Origin of the sequence: Mitsuaria sp. WAJ17 (genome assembly GCF_014174515.1) — a bacterium.
GTDB lineage: Bacteria > Pseudomonadota > Gammaproteobacteria > Burkholderiales > Burkholderiaceae_C > Roseateles_B.
The window spans coordinates 134,432-161,191 of the sequence record NZ_JACJUG010000012.1; the positions used below are offsets into that span (position 1 = coordinate 134,432).

The window sequence follows — 26,760 nt, forward strand, 5'->3', positions numbered from 1 at the left end:
TCGGGGGCCGCCGGGGTCCGGCCTCAGGGCATGTCCGCATGTGGTTATCCCTGAGCCCGGCCACGCCATGAATCACTTGGGGAAGGTGTAGCTGAGCGTGAAGGCGCCGCTGCCCGCATAGGACTTGACCTGGGCGTAGTAGTAGCCCGCCGTGCCGTTGTAGCTGATGGATTCCGTGGAGCTGCTGCCTTCGCTCTTTGCCGCCACAGCCCAGGCGCTGCCGTTCCACTTGTACAGGTAGAGGTCGAAGTCGGTGCCCGCGGGGCCGCTCAGCTTCAGCGTGAAAGCGCCTCCTGCGGTGCTCTGGTGGTAGCCATTGCCGCCGCTGGGATAGGTGGCGGTGGCGCCGGTGCCGCTGAGGCTGCCCTTGACCGTGACTGAGCCATCGCCGTTGCCCGAGCCGCCGGTGTAGCTGTTGAAGACCTGGGCCGCACGCGCCTCATTGACGGCATGCCAGGGCTGGCCCAGGGCGCGCATGCGCGAGTTCTCTGTGGGGCGATACAGGCCGCTGGTGCAGTACTTGGCGCCCACAAACAGGCCCACGGTGCCATTGGCGTAGCTGCCGGCCTGGGTCGGCACTGGCGTGCTGCTGTTGATGAAGGCGGACCACTTGGCCGCGCTGCGCGTGCTGGCCCGCGTGGCATTGGCCTCGCTGGGCTCGCTGCTGGCGTCGCAGGTGCCGTAGTCGTACTCGTCCGCCAGCTTGAAGGCTGTGTGGCCGATCTCATGCAAGGCGATCTCGATGGACTGCGGGTGCATGGTCATGGTGCCGATATTGCCGCCGGCGCCGCCATAGGTCGTGCTGTTGGCCACCACGATGATGACGTCGCGCGCGTCGGCCGCGGTGACCGCGCCGACCGCGGTGAAGACCTTGCTCTCGTCGGCGCAGACCAGGCGGTCGATGCCATAGCAGCCGATCACCGTGCCCAAGGCCGTGTTGCGGGTGACGCCGCCCTCGCTCACACCGGACTGCGGGCTGACGATGTCCACCCGGCGGATGTTGATCGAGTTCTTGTAGCTGGCGAACAGTGGATCGGCCAGGATGCCGGTGCTGATCTTCTGGGCGTCGGACACCCACTTGCTCTGGTCCGCGCTGGCATAGCCGTCGCCGATCAGCACGATGTCCATGCGCTGGCCGCTCGCGCCGCTGTTCCACAGTACGGTGCTGCCGGTGGGCGTGGCCAGGCTCAACAGGCTGCGCTGGCTGCTGTCCAGCGCGGAGCGGGCGGCCAGTTGGTCCAGCTCGGTCCGCGCCAGGCGCTTGAGGGGCGTCGCGCCGGCCAGTGCGCCGCGCGCGGCCAACTGGCTGCTGTGCTCCACGATGTCCACGCTGTGCACCTGGGTCGACCAGGGCAGGCGCAGCTCCACGCTGCCGTCGCGCTGCAGGGCTCGGGCCTGCTGGATCTGGCCGGTGGCCGGGTTGAACACCTCGGCCCACTGGCGGCTCGGATTCGCGATGGTGCGGCGCAAGAGCTCCTGGCCCCTGGCATCGCGGGCGATGAGGACCAGATCGCCGTCACGGGGCTCGCCGGGCTGGGCCTGGCTGCCGAAGCTGCCTTTCTCGACGTGGCTGAGCTGCAGCCCCGCAGCGGGGTTCAGGGGATCGTGGCGCAGGCGCAGCAGCAGATCCTCGGCCTGTGCAGCCGAAGCCAGTGCGAGCGGCAGGGCCAGAAGCAGGCGCTGTCGCAGGGCAAGGGGAGTCTTCATGGGCAGTCTCGCTTGTCTTGTCTTGTCTTGTTGATGTGGTCCGCTGCCCTTTGTGAGACAGGCGGCACGGCGCTGGATGGCCGTGGTGCGATCTTGGCGAGGGGCTTTCGCCCGGCCTTGTACGCATTCAGCTCGGCAGCCCCAATCGCGACAAAGCGTTGCGTCCGGGCGGCAGGGGATTGCCCGGGGCTTGCGTGCGGTTGGCGCGGCAATGCCAGGCAATAGGCCTTTTCACAGGGCGTGAACTTCCTATTCGCAACACAAATGCGTATGATTCGCATTTGTGTTGAATAGTTGAACAAGATCTCTCGGAGGAGGAACGATGTCGCTTGAGTGGAAAGCCCGCACCTGGCTGGGCGGAGGATGCACCGTCTTGATGGCCACAGTGGCACAGGCCCATCAGCCTAGCCCCCAATCGCTGCCCTCGGTGGTGGTGACCGCAAGCATGACTGAGCGTGAACGGCTGGCCAGCCCGGCCTTCACCACGGTGATCAGCGCCGAGGACATCGCTCGCTCGCCGGCGAACAGCATCCCGGACCTGCTGCGCGATGCCGTGGGTGTGCACAACCAGAGCAATGCTAATGGCCGGGACGAGATCCAGATCCGCGGCATGGACGGCCGTTACACGCTGGTCCTCGTCGATGGACGCCGCGTGTCCTCGGCGGGTGCGCTGTGGCGAGGCTCGGACTTCGACCTCACGACCGTGCCCCTGGCCAGCATCGACCGCATCGAGATCGTGCGCGGCCCCATGTCGGCGCTGTACGGCTCCGATGCCATCGGCGGCGTGGTCAACATCATCACCAAGCGGCCCGGCAAGGATTGGCACGGCAGCCTGGGGGCCGAGCTTCGCTTGATCGAGTCTGGCGAAGAGGGCAGGCAGCAGCGCGTCCATGCCGCGGCCTCAGGCGCCTTGGGTGCGGATCTCAGCCTGGCCGTCGCAGGGGAGTTCTACCATCGTGATGCCTGGTTCCAGCACAGCGCACAGGACCCCAAGGAAGTGCCCGGCCTGGAGGCCAAGCGCAGCGCCAACCTGGTATCGACGCTGACCTGGCGTGTCGATCCGCGCCAGACGCTGGACCTGGATCTCGGCTACAACCGCGACAAACGCCCCTACGCCCTGGACAGCTACGTCTACTACCCGGCCTGGAACTACGAGGCCTTCAGCTACTCCGAGCAGCAGATCTCCCGCAAGACCCTGGGCCTGAGCCACCGCGGCCGCTGGGACTGGGGCCAGAGCTTTACCACCTACAAGCGCGAGCGGGCCCGCATCGACGACTTCGCCTCCAGCTATGACGCGCCCAAGCAGCGCCACTACCAGGAGCACAACGACTACCTGCGCAGCTACGCCGTCAGCCAGGTCGGCGCCCACGCGCTGACGGGCGGGGTGGACCTGCGTCGCCAGGAGGTGAGGGACCCCAGTACCTATCTGCAGACCGGCCGAGTGCGCAGCACCCAGTACGCCGCCTTCATGCAGGATGAATTCAAGGCCAGCGACGCCTGGCTGCTGACCCTGGGCGGGCGCATGGACCACCACCCCAGCTTCGGCCGGCACTTCTCGCCCAAGGCCTACGCCAACTACTTCCTCGGCAGCGATGTGGTGGTCAAGGGTGGCGTCAGCACCGCCTTCAAGGCACCCGATGCCTACCAGCTCAGCCCGGAGTACCGCATCATCAGCTGCGGCGGCCGCTGCCACCTGTCCGGCAACCCGGCCCTCACGCCGGAGAAGAGCCGCAGCGCTGAGATCGGCCTTGAAGTGACCCGGGCCGACTGGGAGTTCAGCGCCGTGCTCTTCCACAACAAGGTCAGGGATCTGATCGTGGCGGTCTACGACCCCGGCGTGCCCTCGCGCGCATGGAAGAACGTAGCCCAGGCCAAGACCCAGGGCATCGAGCTGGGCGGTAGCTGGCAGCTCAGCAGGGCCTGGGGCCTCAAGGGCAGCCTCACGGCGCTCAAGGCCGACTTCACCGACGCCGCGGGCCAGACCGTGAAGCTGGAATTCCGCCCCGAGCACAAGCTGATGGCCGGCGTGAACTGGAGGGCCAACGCGGCACTCAAGGTCTTCCTGGACCTGAACTACACGGGCCGGCAGTTCTACGAGGACAAGTCGCTGCCGGCCTACACGCGGGGGGACGTGGGCGCCTCGCTGCAGCTGGGCCGGCCCTGGACGCTGCGGGCCGGCATCAAGAACCTGGGCGATGTGAAGCTGAAAGACAGAAACGGGAAAGTCATCGCCTCGGAGCTGGGACGCAATCTGTATCTGTCGGCGAGCTACGGCTTCTGAGCCGGGCAAGGAGGACTGGCGCGCAGGCGGGAGCCGCCTGCCGCGCCGGCCAGGGAGGAGAAATCATGAACGAACTGTTCTTCATCGGTCTGTGGGGGGCTGTGGGACTGGCCTATCTGTCGAATGCGCACCAGCGCCTGCTGGCGGTGTCGCTGCCGGCCGGCCCGGCGCGTCTGGCTGCGCTGGGCCTGGCGGCCATCGCCATCGCGACTGGCTGGCACGCCCTTGGCGCAGCCGTGGCCTGCTTTGCGGGCCTGGCCTGGGCCCTGTTGTGGGCGGGCCTTTGGCCGCTGGCAGGTGCCTTGCCGTGGGCGCATGCGGCTGGTCGCAAGGAGGCCTGCCGATGAGGGCGGCGATCCAGCGGGACTGGTGGCTCAAGAGCCTGTCGGGCACCGTGCTGGGCGCCAGCCTGGCCCTGGGGCTGGTCGGCCTGTGGGCGTGGTGGGGGCCGGGCGGCCTCCGCGAGCCCGACAAGGTGCAGTTCAACATGTGGATGATTGCGCCGCTGTGGATGCTGGCCCTGTGCACCGTGTACTTCATGCGTTCGGGCGCGCGGGCCTTGCTGGCCCTGCTGACCCTCAATGCGTTGGCGTACGGCCTGCTGATGTGGGCGCAAGGCGGGGCGGGCGCATGAAGATCTCCAGCGATCTGATCAAGGTACACAAGCGCCTGCACACCTGGGTCGGCATCACTGCGGGCTGGCTTCTTTTCGTGGCCTTCTTCGCCGGTGCCCTGACCATGTTCAAGGAGCCCCTGGACCGCTGGGTCCACGCCGGCGCCGAACCCGTGGCCAAGGCCTGGGCCCAGCCGCTGGATGACCGGCTGATCCCCGAGCTGCTGGCGCGCCAGCCCAGGGCCGCGGCCGAGTTCACCCTGCACCTGCGCCCGACAGAACACCTCGTGGCGCCCATCAGCGGGCCCCGTGATCCGGGCGATGGGGCCGGGGTGGACGCCGATGCCAGCGCGGGAGAGCCCTGGGTGGCCGGTCGTGATACTCAGGGCCGGCTGCAGGTCTGGTCGCAGCCCCCCTCGAAGCTGGGTGAGCTGGTGGATCTGCTGCACCGCACCGGAGGCATCCCAGGGACGCTGGGTGACGAGCACCTGGGCGTCTACGTCATGGGCGTGGCCGCAGTGCTGTACTTCCTGGCCCTGGTGTCGGGCGTGGTCGTGCTGCTGCCCACCCTGGTCAAGGACTTCTTCGCCATCCGGCCGGGCGCGAACCGCAAGCGCTTCTGGCTGGACTTCCACAACGTCCTGGGCATCTCCAGCCTGCCATTCCATGTGGTGATCAGCCTGACGGCCCTCGTATTCGCCTTCCATGACCAGTTCTACGGCGCCCTGCAGCAGGTGGTGTACGGCCGGCAGCCGATGTTCTCGCCGCCGGCACTGAAGATGCCGGTGGAACCGGGCCGCCCCCTGCTTCCGCTGTCACACCTGCTGCAGCGCGTGCAGGAGGAAGCCCCGGGCTTCGAACCGACCGAACTGCTCTTCATGCGCACCGGCGGACCACATCCCGTGCTGCGCGTGGCCCTGAACCATCCCGATGCGCTGGTGCACGGGCCGCGCAGCGCCTACCTGGTGCTGCAGCCACATACCGGCGAGCTGATCAACAGCAGCATGCTGCCCGGCCGGGAAAGCCGATGGAGCCTGCCTGTCAACACCTTCTTCGCCCTGCATTTCGGCAGCTTCGGCGGCGAGACCCTACGCTGGACCTATTTCGCCTTGGGTCTCATGGGCACCGCTCTGTTCTACAGCGGCAATCTGCTGTGGCTGGAGTCCCGGCGCAAGCGCCAGCGCACTGCCGAGCCGCAGGGAGGCCAGCCCACCTCCGTGCGCTGGCTGGCGGCCGCCACCGTGGGGTTTTGCCTGGGTTGCCAACTGGCCGTGATCGCGGGCCTGCTGGCGGGCAAGCTCAGGCAGGGCGGCGGGGGGCAGGCTGAGGCTCTGTACCTGAGCGTCTACTACGGCGTCTGGCTGGCCAGCCTGGCCTGGAGCCTGTGGCGCGGGGCCGCACGTGCGGCGCCGGTGCTGCTGGGCGCCTGTGCCCTGGGCAGCCTGCTGCTGCCGGGGCTCTCCTGGCGCAGCGGCTCTGGCCTGCTGGCTGGGCTCAACGGCGGGCATTGGGGCCTGTGGGTGGTGGACCTCGTGGCCCTGACGGCAGGACTGGCCTTTGCCGCCATGGCCTGGCGGACACGGCAGCGCGTGCTGCAGGCCCCGCCGGACACCATCTGGTCGCTGAGCGGCTCGGCTGCACAGCCGCTGAGGGCCTGAGCTTGCACAGCCTCATCGCCCTCACGCCCTGGCTGCAGGCCGTGGCCCCGTCACATGCCATTGGGTCGGTCGCCTGGTGGCAGGGCGTCGCCCGCGCTGGCACGCCCCTGCGTCGCGCCAGCACGGAAGCCGGCCTGCAGGAACTGCTGTTTCTGTGGCGCCGGCCGGCCGCTGAAGCTCCGCCACAGGCCGTCTGCATCGATGTGGACGGCCACACCCCGCATCCCACGCAGGGGGCCGCATTCATGCAGAGCTTGGCCGGGACGGACGTCTGGCTCTGGGCGACCCAGCTGCCCAGGGACTGGCTGGGCAGCTACGCCTTCCTGCCGGTGCCTGCGCAGTGGCCGAGCTTTCCCGACAGCGCCCCGGCGCGGCGTGACTGGTGGATGCGCACTTCGCAGACCTTCAGCCAGTCCGACCCCGGCAGCCCGCTGCCCGCAGCCGCCGACGGCTGGGGCCGTCCGCGCGCCGTGCTTCGGCCGGAAGAAGGAGGGCCGAGCGCGCCGCCTGACTCGGAGTCGGCGGGGCTCAGCCACGGCTGGACCTGGACCAGCGAATGGCTGGGCACGCAGCGCTCGGCCTGGCTGCATCAGACAAGGCCGTCAATCCCAGCCCGCAGTGAGCTCGCCACGCGCCCCTGGGTGCTCCTGCTGGATGGCCAAGCCTGGGCGGGTTCGCTGCAGCTCTTTCCCTTGCTGGACAGGTGGACAACGCAAGGGCTGCTGCCCGCCGCGGACTATCTCGCCGTGGACGCGCGAGACCCCGAATCCCGCCAGCAGGAGCTGGGCTGCCGGCCCCGCTTCTGGCAGGCGCTCCACGAGGAGCTCTGGCCCGAGGCCCTGCGACTGGCCGGACGCAGTCAGGAGCCCTGCTGCCAGTCCCCCTGCCTGGTCGCGGGGCAGAGCCTGGGCGGACTGGCGGCGACCTACGCTGCACTGCACTGGCCCGATCGCTATCGCGCCGTGCTGAGCCAGTCCGGCTCCTTCTGGTGGCCGGACCTGCAACAGGACAGCCCCCGTTACGCATGGCTCCTCCAGCAGGTCCGAAGCGGCCTGGGGCAGCGCCAGCGGCTGCACGCAATGTTCCAGTACGGCGAGCGCGATCCCGAGGACATGCAGGCCCTGAGCCTGCAAATGGCCGCGTCCCTGCAGGTCCGCACGGCGATCCCTGGCGCCGTGCGGGCCCAGCAGGTGCGAGGCGGCCACGACTGGGTGTGCTGGCGCGAGGCGCTGCTGCCCGGCTTGGCCGCGCTGCTGCCAGGGCTGCATGAGCGCACGCTCCACGCGCACTGAATGAACTCTGGCCATGAACAGCGATTCATGGCCGCATCAAGCAAAGGACTTGCCATGAATTCCCAGGCTTCGGGAACGGTCAACCCGTTCGACGACGATCGCCACAGCTTCCTCGTTCTCGTGAATCAGCGCGGCGAATACAGCCTCTGGCCCACGTTTGCCGCTGAACCAATGGGTTGGATGCGCGTTCATGGCCCAGATTCCAGGGGCGCCTGCATGGACTGGATCGACAGTCATTGGACGGCGCTGCAGAACGCTGCCGCCCTGCATTGAGGAGCGGGCATGCAACACGACACCTTGCTCGCCCCTTCTGGCTCAGCGCCTGACACCGCCTCCGCGCTCAACGGCCAGTGGATCGCGCTGCCGCTGGTGGCTGCCCAGCCCGGCATCTGGATGGCCGAGCAGACGGCTGCGCAGCCCGGTTCGGCCTACACCATTGCGCACTGCGTAGCGCTGAGCGGGCCGCTGAACCCCGATGCCATGATCTGGGCCATGCGCCAGGGCCTGGCGGAGGCACAGACCCTGCACGCCCGCTACGAGCCGTGCGAGGACGGCACAGTGCTGCAAAAGCTCCCGCAGTCCCTGCCGCTCGACGACGTAGCGCCGCCCGTGCTGCTGGACTGGCAACAGGCGCCCGACGCCAGCGCGCGCGCCGAGGCCTGGATGGCGCAGGACATCGCCCAGCCCCGCGATCTCACCGACTTCCGGCAGGCCTACTGCCACGCCCTGATCCGCATGCCGGATCTGGCGGGCGTCGCCCAGTGGTGGTGGTACTTGCGCTGCCATCACCTGGCCCTGGATGGCTACAGCTTCACCGCGCTGACGCGCCGGATCGCTGCCCTGTATCGAAGCCGGCGCGAGGCCCAGGCTCCCGATGCCGCCCCCTGGGTCGGCGCTGCGGCCGTGCTGCAGGAGTACCAGGCCTACGAGGCATCGCCTGCCTTCGAGGCCGACCGCCAGTTCTGGGCTGCGTATGGCGAGGCGCTGCCGGCGGCGGCAGGACTGTCCACCCGCGCCCGGGCGGAGCAGGCCCCCTCCGCCACAGTGAACCGCCAGGACCTGACACTGCCGCTGGAGCGCCTGGAGGCCCTGCGCGCCCTGATCGAGTCGGACGATCGGGCCCGCCAGGCGCGCCTGACGGCGGCCGACCTGCTGCAGGCCGCGATGGCGGCCTACCTCGGACGCTGGACAGGCCTGGACCTGGTGCTGGGCGTGCCCTTCATGCGGCGCCTGGGCTCGGTAGCCCTGCAGGCGCTGCTGCCGGTCGTCAACGTTCTGCCCGTGCGCCTGTCGCTGGAGCCGGGTATGGACTGGATCGCCGCCGCCGTCGCGTTCAGGAAGGCCCTGCTGACCGTGCGCCCGCACCAGCGATATGCGGCGGAGCAGGTGCAGCGCGACCTGCATCGGCTGGGTGCCGGGCGGCGCCTGTATGGGCCGGTGCTGAACCACAAGCTCTTCGATCTGACGCTGGACCTGGGCGAGGTCAGCGGCGCGGTCCGGCATCTGGCAACGGGCCCGGTGGATGAGCTCGAGATGAGCCTCATGGTCCACCCCGATCGCGTGCAGCTGGAGTTGCGGGCCTCGCCGGCCTGTCACGACGAGGCCGATCTCGCCGAACACGCCGGCCGGCTGGCGCAGTGGCTGGACGCCTGGTTCGCCCAGCCAGCGCTTCGGCTGCGGGAGCTGCCCTGGTGCACGGCGGCCGAGCAGGCGCGAATCCAGTCCTGGTCCGCAGGCCCTCAGCCGGCTGCAGACAGTGCCTCAGCCCTCGCGCTTCCTCAGGCACTGGCACAGCAGGCCCTGCTGCATCCGCAGCAGACCGCCGTGGTCTTCCAGGACGCCTCGCTGAGCTTCGGCGAGCTGCATGGGCGGCTGCGCACCCTGAGTGTCTGGCTGAGAACCCAGGGGGCCGGGAGAGGGACGGTGGTGGCACTGGGGCTGCCGCGGGGCATCGATGCCCTGGTCGGTTTGCTGGCCATTCTGGACAGCGGTGCCACGTTGCTGCCCCTGGACCTGGACCACCCCGCCGAGCGCCTGGGCTGGATGTGCGAGGACGCCCGCCCGTTGCTGGTGCTGACCCTGGAAGCGGTGCTCGATGTGTTCCCGCCGGCGCTGCGCCGGGTGAACCTGGACGATGCCGAGGTCCGCGCACAGTTGGGCCGGTGCCCGGCACAGGACGATCTCCACGGGCCGCAGCCGGACGACGTGGCCTGCATCATCTTCACCTCCGGCAGCACGGGCCGGCCCAAGGGCGTGATGAACACTCATGGCGCCTTGATGAACCTGCTGGCGGCGCACCGTCCGACCTTGTACGAGCCCGCGCAGCAAGCCGTGTCCCAGCGCCATGGCGGCCGGCGGCTGCGGGCGGCGCACACGCATGCCTTCTCCTTCGATTCCTCCTGGTTGCAGCTCTTCTGGCTGGCCCTGGGCCAGGAGCTGCATCTGATCGACGACGACACGCGACGCGATGCGCATGCGCTGGCCGCGCAGATCCGCCGTCAGGGGCTCGACGCCCTGGACCTGCCGCCTTCCTTCCTGGCCCAGATGATGGGGGAAGGGCTGTTCGATCCCGCCGCGCATCAGCCCACCCTGGTGCTGATCGGTGGCGAGGCAGCGCCGGCCGCGCTCTGGCAGCAGCTGCGCGCCGTGCCAGGTCTGCAGTCCCACAACCTGTACGGCCCCACGGAGAACACGGTCGATACCTTGCGCGCCCTGATCGAGAAGCATGAGGCGCCCGTCGTCGGCCGGCCGATCGCGGGCGTGCGGGTCCATGTGCTGGACAGCTGGCTGCAGCCGGTGCCCGTGGGCGCGGTGGGCGAGCTTTACATCGCCGGGGCCGGCCTGGCGCGCGGCTACCTGGCCCGCCCAGGGCTCACGGCCAGCCGCTTCGTGGCCGATCCTTTCGCCCCGGCAGGCACGGCGACGCGCATGTACCGCAGCGGCGACCTCGTGCGATGGACGGCCCAGGGCCAGCTCGAGTACCTGGGGCGCAGCGATGACCAGGTCAAGGTGCGCGGCTACCGGGTGGAGCTGGGCGAGGTCGAGCGCGTGCTGTCCCTGCTGCCCGAGGTGGAGAGCGCCCTGGTGCTGCCGCAGGCGGTGCATGGGACGCAGCGCCTGCTGGCCTACTGCGTGGTGCCAGGTCTTGACCCTACCGGGCGACTGCAGCGCGGCAGCGATTTGCGCGCGCGGCTGCGGGAACTGCTGCCGGAGTACATGGTCCCCGCGGCGCTGACGGTGCTGGACAGCTTCCCCCGCAACGTCAGTGGCAAGATCGACCGTCAGCGCCTGCCCGCGCCGCAGTTCCCATCTTCGCAGGCCCTGCCGGCCACGCCACAGGAGGCGCTGGTTTGCGCGGCCATGGCCCAGGTCTTGCAGCGGGCCTCGGTGGGACCGGACGAGGACTTCTTCCAGCAGGGCGGTGACAGCATCTCCGCCATCATGCTGTGCGCAGCGCTGCGCCGCCAGGGCTGGGTGCTGACGCCGCGGCAGGTCTTCATGCTGGCAAGGCCACAGGGCATGGCCGCGGCGCTGCAAGCGCTGGGCGCCGATTCTCCAGGCGCCATGAGGGCGACGCCAGTGCTCGCGCCTGAGCTGGCCGATGTCCTTCGGGCCCGGCACGGTGAATTTTCGGCCGCGCTGCCGCTCCTACCCTTGCAGAAGGGCATGCTCTTCCAGACCCTGCTGGCCCAGGACCAGGCCGGCAGGGCCTCCGTCGTCGAGGGCGGCTATGCGGCCTTCACCCGCCTGCGCCTGCAAGGCCCCCTGGACAGCGCACGCCTGCGTCGCGCCCTGGACGCCGTGCTGAGCCGCCATCGCCAGTTGGCGGGCCTCTTCGATCCGCATCCTGATCTGCAGTCCGGCGCCGAGCCCCTGTTCCTGATGCCGGCGCAGGGCGCCCGCCTGCATTGGCCCTGGCAACAGCAAGACCTCTCCGGGCAGCCCGAGGCCGCACAGGCCGAGGCACTGGCAGACCTGCAGGCGCGCCTGCTGTCCCAGGGCCACTCGCCGCTGCGCTGGAGCGGCATGATCCAGGCAGTTCTGGTCCGCCACGACGAGACGCAGCACAGCCTGCTGCTCATGGTGCACCACCTCCTCATCGACGGCTGGTCAAGCCCTGTGCTGCTGCGGGACCTGCTCGCCGCCTACCGCGCCGACCCGGGGCCGTTGCCGGCCTTGCCGCGCCCTTATGCCGAGGTGCTGGGCCAGTTGGCCCGGCGCGAGCTCGGCGAAAGCCGGGCCTGGTGGCGCCAGGCCGTGCAAGGCCTGACCCCCACGCTGCTGTGCGAAGGCCGGCCAAGCCAGGGCGCCGTGGTGGAGCACAGCCTGCAGCTGGATCAGCCCCTGTCCGAAGCCCTCCGCCAGGCCCTGCGCCAGCGAGGCCTCACCCTGCATGTGTTGATGCAGGGGCTGTGGGCGATGGCGCTGTCGTCCCTGACAGGGCGGGACCACCTGGTCTTCGGAACGCCGGTCTCCGGCCGAAGCGCGGCGGTGGAAGGCATTGCGGATCAGGTCGGACTCTTCCTGAACACCTTGCCCGTCGAGGTGCGGCTGCAGCCGGACCAGGCCTTGTGGCCCCAGCTCGACGTCCTGCAGGCAGGGCATGCCGAGCGCATGGCCCATGATGGCGTGGGGCTGGCCGAAATCCAGCAGATGGCCGGCGGTGCGCTGTTCGACACGCTGCTGGTCGTCGAGAACTACCCGGACCATGACTACCTGACCGAACCGCTGCCCGCCCCCGATGGAGCGCAGGGTCAGGTCTTGCGTGTGGCGGAGGTGCATAACCGCGGCACCAGTCACTATCCGCTGGCCCTGCTGGTCCTGCCCGGCGAGCGGCTCACCCTGCTGCTGGAAGACCGTGGCGCCGTGGGCGATGCACCGGCGATGCTGGAGCGCATCGAACAATGGCTGTCCCTGCTGCTGGCTCAGCCTGCGCTGCCGTTGTGCCGCTATCCGCTGCAGATTCCCCGGGAGAGCCGCTTCATCGAGGCCGTCAACGACACCACGCATGAGGTTCCCGATCACACGCTGCGCTCCTGGCTGGCGGCGCAGGCCCAGTACAGCCCTGACAGCACGGCCCTGGTCGATGACTCGCTGCGCCTGAGCCATGCCGAGGTGCGGCACCAGGTCTGCGCGCTGGCGGCAGAGCTGCAGGCCCTGGGCGCTGGCCCGGGCCGCATCGTGGCCGTTGCGCTGCCACGCTCGGTGCGCCTGAGCCTGGCCCTGATGGCGGTGATCGAGGCGGGCGCCGCTTACCTGCCGCTGGACCTCGGCTACCCCGAGGACCGCCTTCGCTTCATGCTGGAGGACGCCGCGCCGGCCGTGCTGATCAGCACCGGCGAGCACATGCCCCGCCTGCTGGCTGCACCGCCGCAGGCCGGCACGGGGCCCCGCCCGTTGATCTATGAGACTCTCCGCCCGGGCCATGCCGCACCTGTGATCAAGGTCGCCCTGCAGGCGAGCGATCCGGCCTACCTCATCTATACGTCGGGCACCACTGGCAGGCCCAAGGGCGCGCTGGTGAGCCACCGCGCCATCGTCAACCGGCTGGCCTGGATGCAGTGGGCCTATCCGTTGGGCCCGCAGGATGTGGTGCTGCAGAAGACACCCTGCGGCTTCGATGTCTCGGTGTGGGAGTTCTTCTGGCCGCTGCTGGCGGGTGCACAGCTTGTGATGGCGCCGCCGGACAGCCACAAGGATCCTGCGGTGTTGCTGCGGCTGATCGAGCAGAGGCGCGTCAGTTGCCTGCACTTCGTTCCCTCCATGCTGGCAGTCTTCGACGAGCACCTGGGCTCGTTGACGCCGCACCGCGTGGCCTCTGCCTGTGCCAGCCTGCGCCTGGTGTTCTGCAGCGGCGAGGCGCTGCCCAGGGCGCTGGCTCGCGAGTTCACGGCCCGGCTGCCCGTCGCCCTGCACAACCTGTACGGTCCCACCGAAGCGGCAGTGGACGTGAGCTACCACCCCGCCTTTGGCATGGGGCTGGCGCCAGACCGCCCTGGCGTACCGATAGGCCGCCCGGTCTGGAACACCCGGCTGCAGGTGCTGGATGCCTGGCTGCGCCCCGTGCCTGTTGGGGGGGTGGGCGAGCTCTATCTGGGCGGTGTGCAGCTGGCCCGCGGCTACCTGGGCCGGCCGGCGCTCACCGCCAGCCGCTTCGTGGCCAGCCCCTTCGGGGAGGGCGAGCGTCTCTATCGCACGGGCGATCTGGTCCGTTGGCTGCCCGGCGGCGAACTGGAGTACTTGGGGCGCAGTGACGACCAGCTCAAGCTGCGCGGCCAGCGGGTCGAGCTGGGCGAGATCGAGCAGTGCCTGTTGGCCCAGCCGGGCGTGGCACAGGCCGCCGTGCAGGCGGTGGTGCTGAACGACAGCGAAGCCAGTGTTGCCGTCGGCGACCAGCGCCAGCTGGTCGCCTATGTGGTGCCCGAGGAGGGCCAGGCGCTGGACACCGAGACCCTGCGCCGCGCCCTGGCCCAGGCCCTGCCGGCGCACATGGTGCCGGTGAGCTGCCAGCACCTGGATGCCTTGCCTCTGAGTCCCAATGGCAAGCTGGACCGAAGGGCGCTGCCCAGACCCGTCCTACGGGCGGGGCCAGGTCTTGCCTCACGGGCTCCCATCCTTGGGTTGGAAAGCCGCCTGGCCGAGGTCTTTGCCAGCGTGCTGGGGCGGGAGGCTGTCGGGGCCGAGGACGACTTCTTCGCGCTGGGCGGCCATTCGCTGCTGGCCATGCGGCTGGCGGGGGAGATCCGCCGGGTGTTGCAACGGCCGGTCCCGGTGGGCCAGATCATGCTCACGCCCACCGTCGCCGGCCTCGCCGAGGCACTGCAGCGAGAACTCCTTCCCCAGGACTTCGGCGCAGACGGCTTTGCGCCTGTGCTGCGGTTGCGGCAAGGGCAGGGCACGCCCCTGTGGTGCTTCTACCCGGGCTCCGGCTTTGCCTGGCAGTACGCGGTGCTGGCGCGCCACATCAGCGGCGACCGTCCGGTGCTTGGCTTGCAGTCACCCAGGCCGGCCGGTCTCATCGCCACCAGCGCGGACATGGAGGAGCTGGTCAGCGCGCAGTTGGCCCTGATCCGGGAGATCCAGCCTGACGGGCCCTACGACCTGCTCGGCTACTCGTTGGGCGGCACGGTGGCCTACGGCGTGGCCGTGAAGCTGCGCGAGGCCGGCCAGCGCGTGCGCTTCCTGGGCCTGTTGGACACCTATCCCGCCGAGGTGCACGACTGGTCGGACCCGCAGGGCGCGCAAGCCGCACTGGGCGCCGAGCGCGAGCAGACCCTGGTCCTGGATCAGGCCTTTGCAGACGAGCCGGCGCCGGATCAGGAGCAGGGCAGCGAAGCCGCGGAACTCCAGGCCTTGATGCAGCGCGAGAAGCAGGCCCTGCTGAACCAGATCTTCGCCAACTACCAGGACGCGGTGCGCCTGCTGTCGCGTGCGCGGACCCCGCGCTACGACGGCCGGGTGACGCTCTTCGTGGCCGAGCGCTCGCTGCCGGCTTACATCGACCCCAAGCAGGCCTGGGTTGGGCTCGTTGGGCGGCTGGACATGCACCGGCTGCCGGACTGCAGCCATGAAGACATCCTCTCCCCGCAGCACCTGCAGACGCTGGGCCCGCGGATCGACCACCTTCTGGCACAGGCCGTCGCCGACGACACCCAGCCAACACCCAACGGACAAGCGACATGAGCAATACCGCCACCCCAAGCCGCCCCAGCCTGGACTGGGGCCTGCTGGCCCGCAACCCGCACTTCCGCCATGTGTTCATCGCCCGCAGCATTTCGCTCCTGGGCCTGGGCTTCCTCGCGGTGGCCGTGCCGCTGCAGGTCTTTCAGCTCAGCGGCGACAGCGGTGCCGTCGGCCTGGCCATGGCGTTGGAGGGCGCCGGGATGTTCTTCGGCCTGCTGGCCGGCGGCGTGCTGGCGGATCGCCATGACCGCAAGCGCCTGATCCTGCTGGCCCGCTGTGCCTGCGGCTTGGGCTTCCTGGGCCTGGCCGTCAATGCCTGGGCGGCGAGCATCTTGCCCCGGCCGCTGGTGCTGGGCATGGTCTACGCGCTGGCAGCCTGGGACGGGCTGTTCGGTGCCATCGGCGTCACGGCCTTGCTGGCGGCCATGCCCGAGCTGGTCGGTCGCGAAAACCTGCTGCAGGCCCGGGCCTTGAGCATGTTGAGCATGCGGCTGGCCACCGTGGGTTCGCCCGCGCTGGGCGGCGCGCTGATCGCTGCCTGGGGCGTGGCCTGGAACTACCTCCTGGCCGCGGTGGCCACGGCCCTGACCCTGCTGCCGCTGTTGCGCCTGCCACGCATGCGCCCGCAGATGGTGGATGACAAGCACCCGCTGCGCGCGCTGGCTGAAGGCATGCGCTACCTGATCCGCAACAAGGTGGTGGCCGGCGTGGTGCTGGTGGGCAGCCTGGTCAGCTTCACGACCGCTGTCCGCGCGCTGTTCCCGGCACTGTCGGAGCAGGCCTTCGGGGGCGGTGCGCTGAAGCTGGGCCTGATGTACTCGGCCGTGCCGCTGGGCGCGGCGCTGTCGGCCTGGCTCAGCGGCTGGGCGCAGCGCGTGGAGCGACCCGGGCTGGTCCTTCAAGGGCTGGGCCTGGCCGCCTTCGCCTGCCTCATGGCCCTGGGCATGAACCGCTCCTTCGTGCTGGCCCTGCTCCTGCTGGCGGTGTTCGGGGCCCTGGTGTCGCTGGCCGGGCTGCTGCAGTACGCCCTGGTGCAGGGCCACACGCCGGACGCCTATCTGGGCCGCGTCAACGGCCTGTGGAGCGCGCAGGACGCCCTGGGCGATTCCGTCGGCACCGTGGCCATCGGACTGCTGGCCCAGACGCTCTCGCCGCTGGGCGGCGTGGCAGCCGTCGGCGCCGCCGGCCTGGCCCTGGGGCTCTGGGCGCTCGCACGCCTGCCCGGCCTGCGCGAGGCAGGGGCCGAGGCGGCATCGCCACAGGCATGACCCGAGGGCCTGCAGCCCCCATGGCTGCAGGCCCGCCCGATTCCTCACTGCGCAGGCCCTTGCCGCGCAGTGGACAACCCAGACGAAAGAAGGTGACCCATGTTGACTACCACCCGAAGACCTGGCGCGGCCCCGCAGCACGCAGGCTCGCAGGACCCGCAGGCCCCCGCAGTTCCGGAGCAGGCATTCGTGTTCAGCTCGCCGCATCGCTGCCTGGTCGCGCGGGGCAGCCTGCGGCGCATCGAGCATCCGGTGCATGCGCAGGCCGGCGAAGGGCGCGACCCGTCCACCGCGTTTCTGGCGACGGTCCAGCAGGCCCTGGACCAGGCCCGGCAGCTGGGGCAGCGCCATCCGCTCGTCCTGGGAGCCATTCCCTTTGACACGCGCCAGCCCTCGACCCTCGTGGTGCCCCGCGAGGTGGAGTTCATCGATCGCGAGGTCCTGATGTCGCGCGCCCGCTCCCAGCCCCTGCATGCGCGCGTCGCTGCAGCGCGCAGCATCCCCGACCAGCAGCGCTTCAAGCAGGGCGTCCGTCAGGCCATTGCCAACTTCCAGCACAGCAGCATCCGCAAGGCCGTGCTGTCCCGCCTCTGCGAGATCGAGCTGGAACAGGCGCCGGACACTGAGCAGCTGCTGGCCAACCTCATGGTCCAGAACCCGGCGGCCTATCACTTCCGCCTGCCGATGGGAGACGGTTCCGAGCTGGTCGGCGCCAGCCCCGAGTTGCTGCTGCGACTGCAGGACCAGCGGGTCGAGACCTTCCCGCTGGCGGGCACGGCAGCACGGCAGGCCGCGTCCGCGGATGACGATGCGGTGGCCCGACGCCTGCGGGCCTCCAGCAAGGACCTCCATGAGCACCGCCTGGTGGTGGCGGACATCCAGGAACGCCTGCGCCCGCTGTGCGATGTGCTGGACGTCCCGGCCGAGCCCTCGCTCGTGGCCACGCCGCAGTTGTGGCACCTGGGCACGCCCATCTCGGGCCGACTCAAGGCAGGGGAGGCAGCGCCGCTGGCTGCGCTGGACCTGGCCTGCCGGCTGCACCCCACGCCCGCGGTCTGTGGCTTTCCCCGACTGAAGGCACGGCAGTTGGTGCAGCTGATCGAGTCCTTCGAGCGCGGCCCCTTCACCGGTATCGTGGGCTGGTGCGATGCCCAGGGGCAGGGCGAATGGGTGGTCACCATCCGCTGCGCCACGGTGCAGGCCCGTCAGCTGCGGCTCTTCGCCGGCGTGGGCGTAGTCGAGGCCTCCTGCCCCGATGCCGAGTGGGCGGAAACCCAGGCCAAGCTGGGCACCATGCTGCGCGCCATCGGCCTAGGCCCGGAGGTGCTGGCATGAGCGCGCTGCAAGCCCGGCCACCTGGCATCGAGTTCACGCCCTGGCCGCCCGAGCTGGCCCGTCAGTACCGGCAGGCCGGCTACTGGCTGGACCGTCCTCTTGATGCGCTGCTGGCGGACGGCCTTGCCATCGCGCCGGACGCCACCGCCCTGATCTGCGGCGAAGGGCAGTTCAGCTATCGCGACATGGCGCAGGCTGTTGAGCGCCTGGCTGCCAGCCTGTGGACCCGAGGGCTGCGCCGGCATGACACCGCGCTGGTCCAGCTGCCCAATGTGGCGGAGTTCTACCTCGTCTTCTTCGCGCTGCTTCGCCTTGGCGTGGTGCCGGTGAATGCCCTGTTCAGCCACAGGCGCCACGAGCTGCTGGCCTATGCGGCCCAGGTTCGGCCGCGGCTGCTGATCGCCGACCGAAGCCATGCGCTCTTTGCCGACGAGGCCTTCCTGACGGTTCTGCAGCAGGATCATCCACAGCTCGGACAGGTCCTGCTGCGGGGGGAGACCACCGGCCCGCGCAGCCTCGCGCAAGCCCTGGGCAGCCCCTTGCCGCCGACCTGGCCGGGCGATGCCGGACCCACGCCGGCAGACGAGGTGGCCTTCTTCCAGCTCTCAGGCGGCAGCACAGGCACACCCAAGCTCATCCCCCGCACGCACAACGACTACGACTACAGCGTGCGCCGCAGCGCCGAGATCTGTCGCCTGAGCCCACGGACCCGCTATCTGTGCGCCTTGCCCGCGGCCCACAACTTCCCGCTGAGCTCGCCGGGCGCATTGGGTGTCTTCCACGCCGGCGGCTGTGTGGCGCTGGCCGGCAGTCCCGAGCCTCTGGCCTGCTTCGAGCTGATCGAGCGCCACCAGCTCACGATGACGGGCTTGGTGCCCTCGGCCGTCTCGCTGTGGATGCAGGCGGTACAGGACGAGCCCGCCCGGCGCCACCAGCTGCAGACGCTGAGCCTGCTTCAGGTTGGCGGCGCGAGCTTCGCCGAATCCCAGGCGCGGCGCGTCACCGAGGTTCTGGGCTGCCGACTGCAGCAGGTCTTCGGCATGGCAGAGGGCCTGGTGAACTACACGCGGCTGGATGACGAGGAGGCCCGCATCCTGGGCACCCAGGGCCGCCCCATGAGCCCGGCCGACGAGGTCCAGGTGCGCGACCCCCAAGGACTGCCCTTGCCGCCGGGCGAGGTGGGCCTGCTCGCCACGCGCGGCCCTTACACCTTCCGCGGCTACTACCGAAGCCCCGAGCACAACCAGCGCGTCTTCGATGCACAGGGCTTCTATTGCTCGGGGGACTTGGTGCGGCAGACGGCGCAGGGGGATCTGTGTGTGGTCGGCCGAGTCAAAGATCAGATCAACCGCGGCGGCGAAAAGATTGCCGCCGAGGAAGTCGAGGACCTGCTGCTGCGCCACGTCGATATCCGCCAGGTCGGCGTCATCGCCGTGCCCGACGAGCGCCTGGGTGAGAAGAGCTGCGCATGCTTCGCCAGCAGCCGCTCAGACCTCGACGCGCCGTCCCTGCGCCGCTTCCTGCGCGAGCAGGGCGTGGCCGACTACAAAGTGCCCGACCGCTTTGAGCGACTGCCGGCCCTGCCCCTGACCGCCGTCGGAAAGATCGACAAGCAGGCCCTGCGCGCGCTCATCGACAAAGCGGCGCCCCTTTCCCAAGCCAGAGAGACACCATGAGCATTCCCCCCATTCCTTCCTATGCAATGCCCGCCGTCGCGGACTTCCCCGCGTCCCGCGTGTCCTGGGGCCTGCAGCCGCACAGGGCCGTGCTGCTGGTCCACGACATGCAGGACTACTTCCTGCGCAGCTACGGCGCGCACAGCCCGCTGCGGGACACCCTGCTTCAGCACCTGCAGGCCCTGGTTCACTGGGCCCGTGCGAACGGACTGCCCGTGGTCTATACCGCACAGCCTTCGACGCAAAGCCCGCAGGATCGCGCCTTGCTGAACGACATGTGGGGCCCAGGCCTGAGCGCCGCCGATCCCTCGCTGGCCGGCATTGTGAAGGCCCTGGCCCCGGCCGCCGGAGACACCGTGCTCGACAAATGGCGCTACAGCGCCTTCCAGCGCTCGGCGCTGGCGAGCCTCATGCGCCAATGGGGTCGCGACCAACTGCTGATCGGCGGCGTGTATGCCCACATCGGCTGCCTAGCGACGGCGGTCGAAGCCTTCATGCAGGACATCCAGCCCTTCATGGTGGGCGACGCCGTGGCCGACTTCTCCCTGGATGAGCACCAGATGGCCTTGCGCTATGTGGCCGGCCGCGCCGGCCGCGTGATCGGCACTGGGGAAGTCCTGGCGCTGGGGCGCAGCAGCATCACCTGGGAAGTCTTCAGAGCCAGCGTGCTGGCACGCCTTCCCGAGGGGCAGGAGGCGCCGCGGGACGATGACAATCTGCTGGACCACGGCATGGATTCCCTGATGCTGATGGAGCTGATCGCCGGCTGGTCCCGCCAGGGCATGCGCCTGCGCTTTGAGGACCTCGCCCAAGGACCCAGTCTGACGGCCTGGTGGGCGCTGGCGCAGAAGACCCAGGCCCAGGCAGGGGCGCAGGCATGAGCGCTGCGGTCTTCATGGACCGCCGGGTCTGGGTGACCGGCGCGGGAAGCGGCATCGGCCGTGCGGCAGCACGCGCGTTTCATCAGCAGGGTGGGCAGGTGCTCGGCCTGGACCGCTGCTTCGATGGCAGCGATCTCGCCCCTTACGAGACACAGCTGCTGGACCTGACGCAGCCTGCGGCCGTGTCGAGCCTGTGCCGCCAGCGCCTGCCTGCAGGCGAGCGCATCGACGTGCTGGTACATGCCGCCGGCCTCCTGCGCATGGGATGTTCTGACGAGCTGTCACCGGATGACTGGCATCAAAGCCTGCAGGTCAATGCGTCGGCCGCCTTCCATCTCTTCCAAGGCCTTGTGCCGCATTTCAAGCGGCAGGGGCAGGGCGCCATCGTCGTGCTGGGCTCCAATGCCGCGCATGTCCCGCGCCTGGGCATGGCCGCGTACTGCGCCTCCAAGGCTGCGCTGCGCAGCCTCAGCCAGTGCGTGGCGCTGGAGCTGGCGCCGCATGGCGTGCGCTGCAATCTGGTGTCGCCGGGCACCACCCGCACGCCCATGTTGCAGGCCATGGGTCTCGATGAGCCGGGCCTGCAGCGCACCATCCAGGGCCTGCCAGGGCAGTACAAGCTGGGCATTCCCCTGGGCAAGATCGCCGAGCCCGCCGATGTGGTGGACGCCATCCTGTTCATGGCCTCGCCTGCGGCCGGACACATCACCCTGCATGATCTGGTCGTCGATGGTGGCGCCAGCCTGGGAGCCTGAATGGATACTCGCTTCAGCCCCGAAGTGGCTGCCCGCCACGCCCGTCCGGCGCAGGCCCTGCCGTCGCCCCTGCAGCTCATGCAGCAGACCGATGCGCCGGGCCGCGATGTCCTCGACCTGGTCGGCCGCACGAGAGCGCGCATCCGCCTGCTGATGCAGGGCCGGGACGACAGGCTGCTGGTGCTCATCGGCCCCTGCTCCATCCACGACCCACGCTCTGCGCTGGACTACGCACGGCGCCTGGCCCAGGAACGGGAACGGCTGGGCGACGAGCTGGAGCTGGTGATGCGCGTCTACTTCGAGAAGCCCCGGACCACGCTGGGCTGGAAGGGCATGATTCAGGACCCCTGGCTGGACGGAAGCGGCCAGTTCCAGGAGGGCCTCTTCCTGGCCCGCCAGCTGCTGCTGGACATCAACCGGCTTGGCGTGCCGGCCGCCACGGAGTTCCTGGACCCGCTGGTCGCGCCGTATCTGGAAGACCTGGTCAGCTGGGGTGCCGTGGGAGCGCGAACGACCGAGAGTCAGACCCACCGCGAGATGGCATCGGGCCTGCCTCTGCCCGTGGGCTTCAAGAACGGCACCGATGGCAATGTGCAGACGGCCTGCGATGCCATCGAGGCGGCGTCCGCACCGCATCACCGCCTGGGGCTGGATCCAGGCGGTCATGTCGTGGTCCAGCACACCGCCGGCAATCCCGATGGGCACCTGGTTCTGCGCGGCGGCCTCGAGCCCAACTATCACGCGCAGCCAGTTTCCGATGCTTGCGAGACCCTGAAGGTCAGGGGACTGCCCCCGCGCTTGGTGGTGGACTGCAGCCACGGCAACAGCCGCAAGCAGCATGAGCAGCAGCGCCTGGTGGCCGCGGACATCGCGGCCCGCATCCAGCGCGGAGAGCGCAAGGTCTTCGGCCTGATGATCGAGAGCCACCTGAAGGCCGGCAGGCAGCCCTTCGTGCCGGGCGTGCACGCGCCAGACGCACTGGTCTACGGCCAGAGCATCACCGACGCCTGCCTGGACTGGCCAGGCAGTCTGCAGGTGCTGCAGGGCCTGCAGGATGCGGTGAGGGCTCGGCGCCGACGGATGGCACTTTCCAATCCCGTGGACAGCACGGGCGGTGAACCTGACGGCAACTCAATGCAAGGTTGATCTTCATTGCATCTAGTGCCAGTTCCTCATCAGCGGTAACTGAGGCTCAATCGCATCTACCCGCTGCCCGAGGGGGCGGCGGCGCAGAAGGAGATGTGACATGACCGTCGAATTGGTGCGCACTGCGCCCGGCTTTGTGAGCGAGCTGTTGACCCCCGCGCAGCTCAAGCGCCTGATTCCCTGCAGTGCGAATTCCGCTGCCACCGTGCAGCAGGCGCGCAGGAACATACGCAGCATCCTGCAGGGGCGCAGCGACCGGCTGCTGGTGGTGATCGGCCCCTGCTCCATCCATGACTGCATGGCCGCCCGCCACTATGCGCGGCGCTTGCTGCACATGCGGGAGCAGTGGGGGCAGGAGCTCGAAATCGTCATGCGGGCCTATCTTGAGAAGCCCCGCACCACCCTGGGCTGGACAGGCCTGCTCAACGACCCCTTCCTGGATGGCAGCGGGCTCATCGCCCATGGCCTGGAGATCGGGCGCAGCCTGCTGGAGGAGCTCAATGCCATGGGCGTGCCGGTGGCCCATGAGATCGTGGCGCCGGCCACGATGAGCTACCTGGACGACTTGCTGTCCTGGGTGGCCGTCGGGGCCCGCACCTCGGCCTCGCCGGTGCACCGTCAGCTTGCCTCGGGGCTGGACATGCCGGTGGGCTTCAAGAATGGCGTCGAGGGCCAAGTGCAGGTGGCCGTGGATGCCATCCAGTCGGCGCGCCATGCCCACAGCTATGTGGCGGTGCGCCCCCAGGGCACTCTGGGCGTCTACAGCAGCCGGGGTAATGCCGACGCCCACCTCGTGATGCGCGGCGGCAAGCAACCCAACTACGACAACGACAGCCTGTGCGCCGCAGTGGCGTTGCTGCGAACGGCCGGCCTGCATGAAGCCCTGGTGGTGGATGCCAGCCATGGAAACAGCCAGAAGGACCACCACAGGCAGTCAATGGTATGCGCTGACCTAGCTGGGCAGATCAGCGGCGGAAGTCACAGCATTTCTGGCGTGATGATCGAGAGCAATCTGCGCTCGGGGCGGCAGGACCTGCAGGCCGGCAAGGTGCCCGACCCCGAGCTGAGCGTCACGGATGCCTGCATCGGCTGGGACGAAAGTGCGGAGCTTCTGCGCCTGCTCGCCGAAGCCGTGCGTGCGCGGCGCAGCCGCAGCGTCCATCGGGCGCCGGCCGTGGCCTGCTGACCCCCTCGCGCTGCGCCCCCGCGCTGCGCCCCGTCTCGTATTTGCCCGCCATGCCGTCTTCGCGGCGCGCTGGCGGCCGCTGCATCCCAGGAGCCCCACCTCATGAACGTCCAGACAGACCGCCAGCCTGCGCCCGCCGGCAGCAGCCAGCGCGCCAAGCAAGACCTGACCCCGGCTGCCAATGCGGCCCGCCGGGAGGCCGATCCCACCACGCAGCTGAGCCAGAACCTCGCCAGCCTGCGCCAGGCTGCCGCCAGGCTGCCCGTGCCGGGCGGCTTTCCCGGCCGCGCACGCCTGCTGCTGCAGCTGTGCGAGCAGCTGCAGCAGCACCGGGAGTCCCTCATGCATGCAGGCTGGCTCGCCGGCTATGCCCCCTGGGACCAGCACCTGGACTTCGATGCCGGCCTGGCCGCCGTCCGGCAGTTGGCGCAGGAGCTCGCAAAGGAGTGGTCGGATGCCGCGCTGGTCGTCGATGGCGAGCCGCAGTCGCTCGACAGGGAGGGCCGCTACTGGGCCGCCCAGGCCCTGACGCGCGCCGAGGGCGTGGACGTGCTGGTCCTGGGCCTGCACCGGCCCTGCGCCCACCTGCTGCTGGGCTTCTCCAGCGCCTGGTTGGCCGGCCGCGCCTGCCTGGTGCTCTGCCCGGAGGAGCACCCACTTCTGGAGGCTCTCATGCTGGCCCTGCGCCGCGGCCTGCCGCATGGGGGCGCGGTGCTTCGCAGCATGGTAGGCGTGGACCTGGGCCTGGCCCTGGCGCAGTTGCAGGCGACGGACCACCTGCAGGTCTGGAGCACGCCCGAGAGCACCGATCGGGCCGAGATGCGATGGGAGCAGCTGCCGGGTTGTGCCGCGGAGCGCCTGCTGCAGCTGGCCGCACCGGGCCTGGCGGTGCTGGATGCGTCTGTCGAGCCCGGCGGTCCGCAATGGCAGCGCCTGGTGGACCTGGTCGCCCTGGGTGTCCTGGCCCTGCAGGGACTGCACGAGCATGCGGTGCGCATGGTCTGGCTGCCGCGCGAGCAGCTCGGGGCCTTCCACCAGGCCCTGCAGCAGCGCTGGCTGGCCTGGCAGGGCTGCCACCCAGCCCGGCACTGGCAGGGTGGGGCGGACGCCGTGCAGCGGCTGCGGGCGCAGGCCTGGGTACAGGACGCCCTCGCGCGGGGCGCACAGGGCCTGCCAGGCGATCCGCAGGGGCCCAGCGTCGTGCAGCTGCGACAGCCGGCGGGCGGGGAGGGCCCGGGTCTCGCTCCGCCGCCCCTGGGCCCAGTGCTCGCCCTGTGGGCCTATGACGACGTCGCAGACCTGGACGCCGCCCTGCAGGCCCTGAGCAAGGGCTGCCGGGGCGGGCTGGCCGTGCTGGCCAGCGAGGAGCCCGAGCACCGGCGTGCCTGGAGCGAGCCCCTGGCTCGGCATCACCGCTTTCTGCACCTGCTCGATGCCCGGCCAACCCAGCCCGCCGACCACGAACAAACCCTGCGTGGCGCCTGGGAGCTGCTGGCGGCCCTGGACCGCTCAACGGTGCGCGTCACGCTCAAGTCCCTGCTGCAGCCCTGCACGGTGCTGGCCGAGCCTGTGCCCCTGGGCGAATGCCTGCAGCAGTACCTGCCGGGCGCGGCGCGGCGTGAACTTGACGTCCATCCCTTCCGCCGCTGCTTCGAGGACCTGGCCGTGGGGGACTCGCTGCTGACCCATCGCCGCACCGTCACCGAGGCCGATATCGCGGCCTTCGGCGGCGTCTCGGGCGACTATTTCTACATGCACTTCGACGCCGAGGCGGCCGCTGCCTCGCCTTTCGGCCGGCGTATCGCCCACGGCTACTTCGTGCTGTCCGCGGCGGCCGGCCTCTTCGTGTGGCCGGGCGAGGGGCCTGTGCTGGCCAACTACGGGCTGGACCGCTTGCGCTTCATCCAGCCCGTGGGCATCGGCGACACCATCCAGGCGCGGCTCACTTGCAAGCGAAAGCAGGACAAGCCCCAGGCCGGCTCCCGGCGCGGCCAGGGCGTGGTGGTGTGGGACGTGCAGGTCACGAACCAGCAGGGCGAGACCGTGCTGAGCTACGACATCCTTACCCTGGTGGCCAAGCGGCCGCGCGAGGCCACGGCCACGGCCTGAGCCTTTTGCCGCGGCTCAGCGGCTCGGCGCTCGCTGCGCGAAGTAATGAGCCGGCGAGTCGCCAAAGCAGCGGCGGAACATCGCGATGAAGTTGCTGGGCGTCGCATAGCCCAGCGCATCGGCCACATTGGCCACGCTGTCACCGCGGGCCAGTCGTTCCAGGGCATGGGTGAGTCGGGCCTGCTGCCGCCATTGGGCAAAGCTCACCTGCGTCTCTGCCATGAAGAGCCGGCCCAGGGTGCTGGGCGAGAGGCCCGCCCACTGGGCCCAGTCGTCCATGGTGCGCTTGTCCTCGGGCTGCTCCAGGATGGCGTTGGCGATGCGCAGCAGGCGGCGGTCCTCGGGCATGGGCAGGTGCAGGGGCTCGTGCGGTGCCTGGCGCATCTCGTCCAGCAGCACGGCCAGCATGCGCTCCTGCTCTGGGTTCAGCCGCTCCTGCTGCGTCCAGGACACCGCCCGGCGCACCAGGGCCCGCATCAGCTCGCTGATGCCGAACACGCAGGGGGTGGTCGGCAGGGACTGGCAGGCCAAGGGCGCGATCACCACGCTCCAGCCGCTCATGGCGCCGCTGATGCTGACCTTGTGCGCCATGCCCGGCGGGATCCAGCCGGCCCGGTGCGGCGGCAGCAGCCAGGAGCCATGCGGGGTGCGCACATGCACGAGTCCGTTCTCCACGCAGAAGGCCTGGCCGCGCAGATGGCTGTGCCAATCGATCTCGCGGGTGCCCAGGCGGTACTCGGTCCCGGCGTCGTCCTCGCCCCAGATGGCGATCAGGGGCGGGCCGTCGGCCTGTTCGCTGAGATCGACAGAGGGCTCAGGGCTGGCCAGGGAAGGGGGGGCAGCGCTGTGGTGGGTCATGACTGAATTTCATTATTTTTAGATTGAACAACGCTATCACGCTTTTGACCCCTCGCCCAAGAATGCGCCTCAGGGAGAGGCAACACCATGAACCGCCACACGCAAGAATTCGCATTTGCCGTCCGCCGGGCCGGGGTCACCGCGCAGGGTCGCCACGCTCAATCCGGCCGCCCGGCAGCCGTTCTGGCAAGTCTGGTCCTTGCAGCCGCAGCCTTGGGCGGCTGCGCCACGCCGCCGGCCCCGGGCCAGCCGCTGGGGCTGCTGGACGCACAGGCGCTCCAGGCACCGGCGACCTCCGCCCCTGCCCGGGCG

Annotated in this window: 16 protein-coding genes and 1 pseudogene; 15 read left to right on the forward strand and 2 right to left on the reverse strand. The window is 69.8% G+C overall.

What is annotated here, in order from left to right:
* Positions 1-72: 72 nt before the first annotated feature.
* Positions 73-1,707, reverse strand: coding sequence for a M64 family metallopeptidase (locus H5407_RS11950; RefSeq protein ID WP_183104671.1), 1,635 nt, complete (start codon positions 1,705-1,707; stop codon positions 73-75).
* Between the two features lie 445 nt (positions 1,708-2,152).
* Here H5407_RS11950 and H5407_RS11955 point away from each other — a divergent pair, with 445 nt between their 5' ends.
* The 15 genes and pseudogenes from H5407_RS11955 to H5407_RS24865 form a co-directional block, all read left to right on the forward strand.
* Complete coding sequence (locus H5407_RS11955; RefSeq protein WP_183104672.1) at positions 2,153-3,988, forward strand: TonB-dependent siderophore receptor; 1,836 nt, start codon at positions 2,153-2,155, stop codon at positions 3,986-3,988.
* Positions 3,989-4,053: 65 nt separating this feature from the next.
* The gene (locus H5407_RS11960) at positions 4,054-4,335 is read left to right on the forward strand and encodes a hypothetical protein (RefSeq protein ID WP_183104673.1); all 282 of its coding nucleotides are present in this window, start codon (positions 4,054-4,056) and stop codon (positions 4,333-4,335) included.
* Positions 4,332-4,622 carry a hypothetical protein gene (locus H5407_RS11965; RefSeq protein WP_183104674.1) on the forward strand — a complete coding sequence of 97 codons (291 nt, stop codon included), beginning with the start codon at positions 4,332-4,334 and terminating at the stop codon, positions 4,620-4,622. The genes H5407_RS11960 and H5407_RS11965 overlap by 4 nt, the downstream gene beginning before the upstream one ends.
* The gene (locus H5407_RS11970) at positions 4,619-6,259 is read left to right on the forward strand and encodes a PepSY domain-containing protein (protein WP_183104675.1); all 1,641 of its coding nucleotides are present in this window, start codon (positions 4,619-4,621) and stop codon (positions 6,257-6,259) included. The genes H5407_RS11965 and H5407_RS11970 overlap by 4 nt, the downstream gene beginning before the upstream one ends.
* Before the next feature lie 2 nt (positions 6,260-6,261).
* On the forward strand, positions 6,262-7,551 hold the full coding sequence (fes, locus tag H5407_RS11975; RefSeq protein ID WP_183104676.1) for an enterochelin esterase: 1,290 nt from the start codon (positions 6,262-6,264) through the stop codon (positions 7,549-7,551).
* 27 nt (positions 7,552-7,578) lie between these two features.
* Complete coding sequence (locus H5407_RS11980) at positions 7,579-7,824, forward strand: MbtH family protein (RefSeq protein ID WP_255501205.1); 246 nt, start codon at positions 7,579-7,581, stop codon at positions 7,822-7,824.
* Between the two features lie 9 nt (positions 7,825-7,833).
* The gene (locus H5407_RS11985; RefSeq protein ID WP_183104677.1) at positions 7,834-15,234 is read left to right on the forward strand and encodes a non-ribosomal peptide synthetase; all 7,401 of its coding nucleotides are present in this window, start codon (positions 7,834-7,836) and stop codon (positions 15,232-15,234) included.
* Positions 15,231-16,502, forward strand: a complete 1,272-nt coding sequence (entS, locus tag H5407_RS11990) for an enterobactin transporter EntS (protein WP_183104678.1) — start codon at positions 15,231-15,233, stop codon at positions 16,500-16,502. Before H5407_RS11985 ends, entS begins: the two co-directional genes overlap by 4 nt.
* A 99-nt stretch (positions 16,503-16,601) precedes the next feature.
* Positions 16,602-17,837 (forward strand): isochorismate synthase MenF, encoded by a 1,236-nt coding sequence (locus tag H5407_RS11995; protein WP_183104679.1) that lies wholly within the window; start codon positions 16,602-16,604, stop codon positions 17,835-17,837.
* Positions 17,834-19,513 carry a (2,3-dihydroxybenzoyl)adenylate synthase gene (locus H5407_RS12000; protein ID WP_183104680.1) on the forward strand — a complete coding sequence of 560 codons (1,680 nt, stop codon included), beginning with the start codon at positions 17,834-17,836 and terminating at the stop codon, positions 19,511-19,513. The genes H5407_RS11995 and H5407_RS12000 overlap by 4 nt, the downstream gene beginning before the upstream one ends.
* Entirely contained in the window at positions 19,510-20,394 is an 885-nt protein-coding gene (locus H5407_RS12005; RefSeq protein WP_183104681.1) for an isochorismatase family protein, read from the forward strand. The genes H5407_RS12000 and H5407_RS12005 overlap by 4 nt, the downstream gene beginning before the upstream one ends.
* The gene (gene dhbA, locus H5407_RS12010) at positions 20,391-21,149 is read left to right on the forward strand and encodes a 2,3-dihydro-2,3-dihydroxybenzoate dehydrogenase (RefSeq protein WP_183104682.1); all 759 of its coding nucleotides are present in this window, start codon (positions 20,391-20,393) and stop codon (positions 21,147-21,149) included. Before H5407_RS12005 ends, dhbA begins: the two co-directional genes overlap by 4 nt.
* Positions 21,150-22,295 carry a 3-deoxy-7-phosphoheptulonate synthase gene (locus tag H5407_RS12015; protein ID WP_183104683.1) on the forward strand — a complete coding sequence of 382 codons (1,146 nt, stop codon included), beginning with the start codon at positions 21,150-21,152 and terminating at the stop codon, positions 22,293-22,295.
* A gap of 100 nt (positions 22,296-22,395) precedes the next feature.
* Positions 22,396-23,481 carry a 3-deoxy-7-phosphoheptulonate synthase gene (locus H5407_RS12020; protein WP_183104684.1) on the forward strand — a complete coding sequence of 362 codons (1,086 nt, stop codon included), beginning with the start codon at positions 22,396-22,398 and terminating at the stop codon, positions 23,479-23,481.
* A 1,484-nt stretch (positions 23,482-24,965) separates the two neighbouring features.
* Positions 24,966-25,590 (forward strand): annotated as a pseudogene (locus H5407_RS24865) (MaoC/PaaZ C-terminal domain-containing protein); the annotation flags it as partial.
* A gap of 15 nt (positions 25,591-25,605) precedes the next feature.
* Here the strand turns inward: H5407_RS24865 and H5407_RS12030 are convergent.
* Positions 25,606-26,448: a helix-turn-helix domain-containing protein gene (locus tag H5407_RS12030; RefSeq protein WP_183104686.1), complete on the reverse strand. Its 843-nt coding sequence runs from the start codon at positions 26,446-26,448 to the stop codon at positions 25,606-25,608.
* Positions 26,449-26,760: the final 312 nt, after the last annotated feature.

What these genes read in the sequence shown, in the direction of transcription:
- entS (WP_183104678.1), top strand. Translation starts at nt 15,231, where the DNA reads ATGAGCAATACCGCCACCCCAAGCCGCCCCAGCCTGGACTGGGGCCTG.
- H5407_RS11995 (WP_183104679.1), top strand. Translation starts at nt 16,602, where the DNA reads ATGTTGACTACCACCCGAAGACCTGGCGCGGCCCCGCAGCACGCAGGC.
- H5407_RS11950 (WP_183104671.1), bottom strand. Translation starts at nt 1,707, where the DNA reads ATGAAGACTCCCCTTGCCCTGCGACAGCGCCTGCTTCTGGCCCTGCCG.
- dhbA (WP_183104682.1), top strand. Translation starts at nt 20,391, where the DNA reads ATGAGCGCTGCGGTCTTCATGGACCGCCGGGTCTGGGTGACCGGCGCG.
- H5407_RS12030 (WP_183104686.1), bottom strand. Translation starts at nt 26,448, where the DNA reads ATGACCCACCACAGCGCTGCCCCCCCTTCCCTGGCCAGCCCTGAGCCC.
- H5407_RS11955 (WP_183104672.1), top strand. Translation starts at nt 2,153, where the DNA reads ATGACTGAGCGTGAACGGCTGGCCAGCCCGGCCTTCACCACGGTGATC.
- H5407_RS12005 (WP_183104681.1), top strand. Translation starts at nt 19,510, where the DNA reads ATGAGCATTCCCCCCATTCCTTCCTATGCAATGCCCGCCGTCGCGGAC.
- H5407_RS11960 (WP_183104673.1), top strand. Translation starts at nt 4,054, where the DNA reads ATGAACGAACTGTTCTTCATCGGTCTGTGGGGGGCTGTGGGACTGGCC.
- H5407_RS11970 (WP_183104675.1), top strand. Translation starts at nt 4,619, where the DNA reads ATGAAGATCTCCAGCGATCTGATCAAGGTACACAAGCGCCTGCACACC.
- H5407_RS12015 (WP_183104683.1), top strand. Translation starts at nt 21,150, where the DNA reads ATGGATACTCGCTTCAGCCCCGAAGTGGCTGCCCGCCACGCCCGTCCG.
- H5407_RS11980 (WP_255501205.1), top strand. Translation starts at nt 7,579, where the DNA reads ATGGCCGCATCAAGCAAAGGACTTGCCATGAATTCCCAGGCTTCGGGA.
- H5407_RS12020 (WP_183104684.1), top strand. Translation starts at nt 22,396, where the DNA reads ATGACCGTCGAATTGGTGCGCACTGCGCCCGGCTTTGTGAGCGAGCTG.
- H5407_RS11985 (WP_183104677.1), top strand. Translation starts at nt 7,834, where the DNA reads ATGCAACACGACACCTTGCTCGCCCCTTCTGGCTCAGCGCCTGACACC.
- H5407_RS11965 (WP_183104674.1), top strand. Translation starts at nt 4,332, where the DNA reads ATGAGGGCGGCGATCCAGCGGGACTGGTGGCTCAAGAGCCTGTCGGGC.
- H5407_RS12000 (WP_183104680.1), top strand. Translation starts at nt 17,834, where the DNA reads ATGAGCGCGCTGCAAGCCCGGCCACCTGGCATCGAGTTCACGCCCTGG.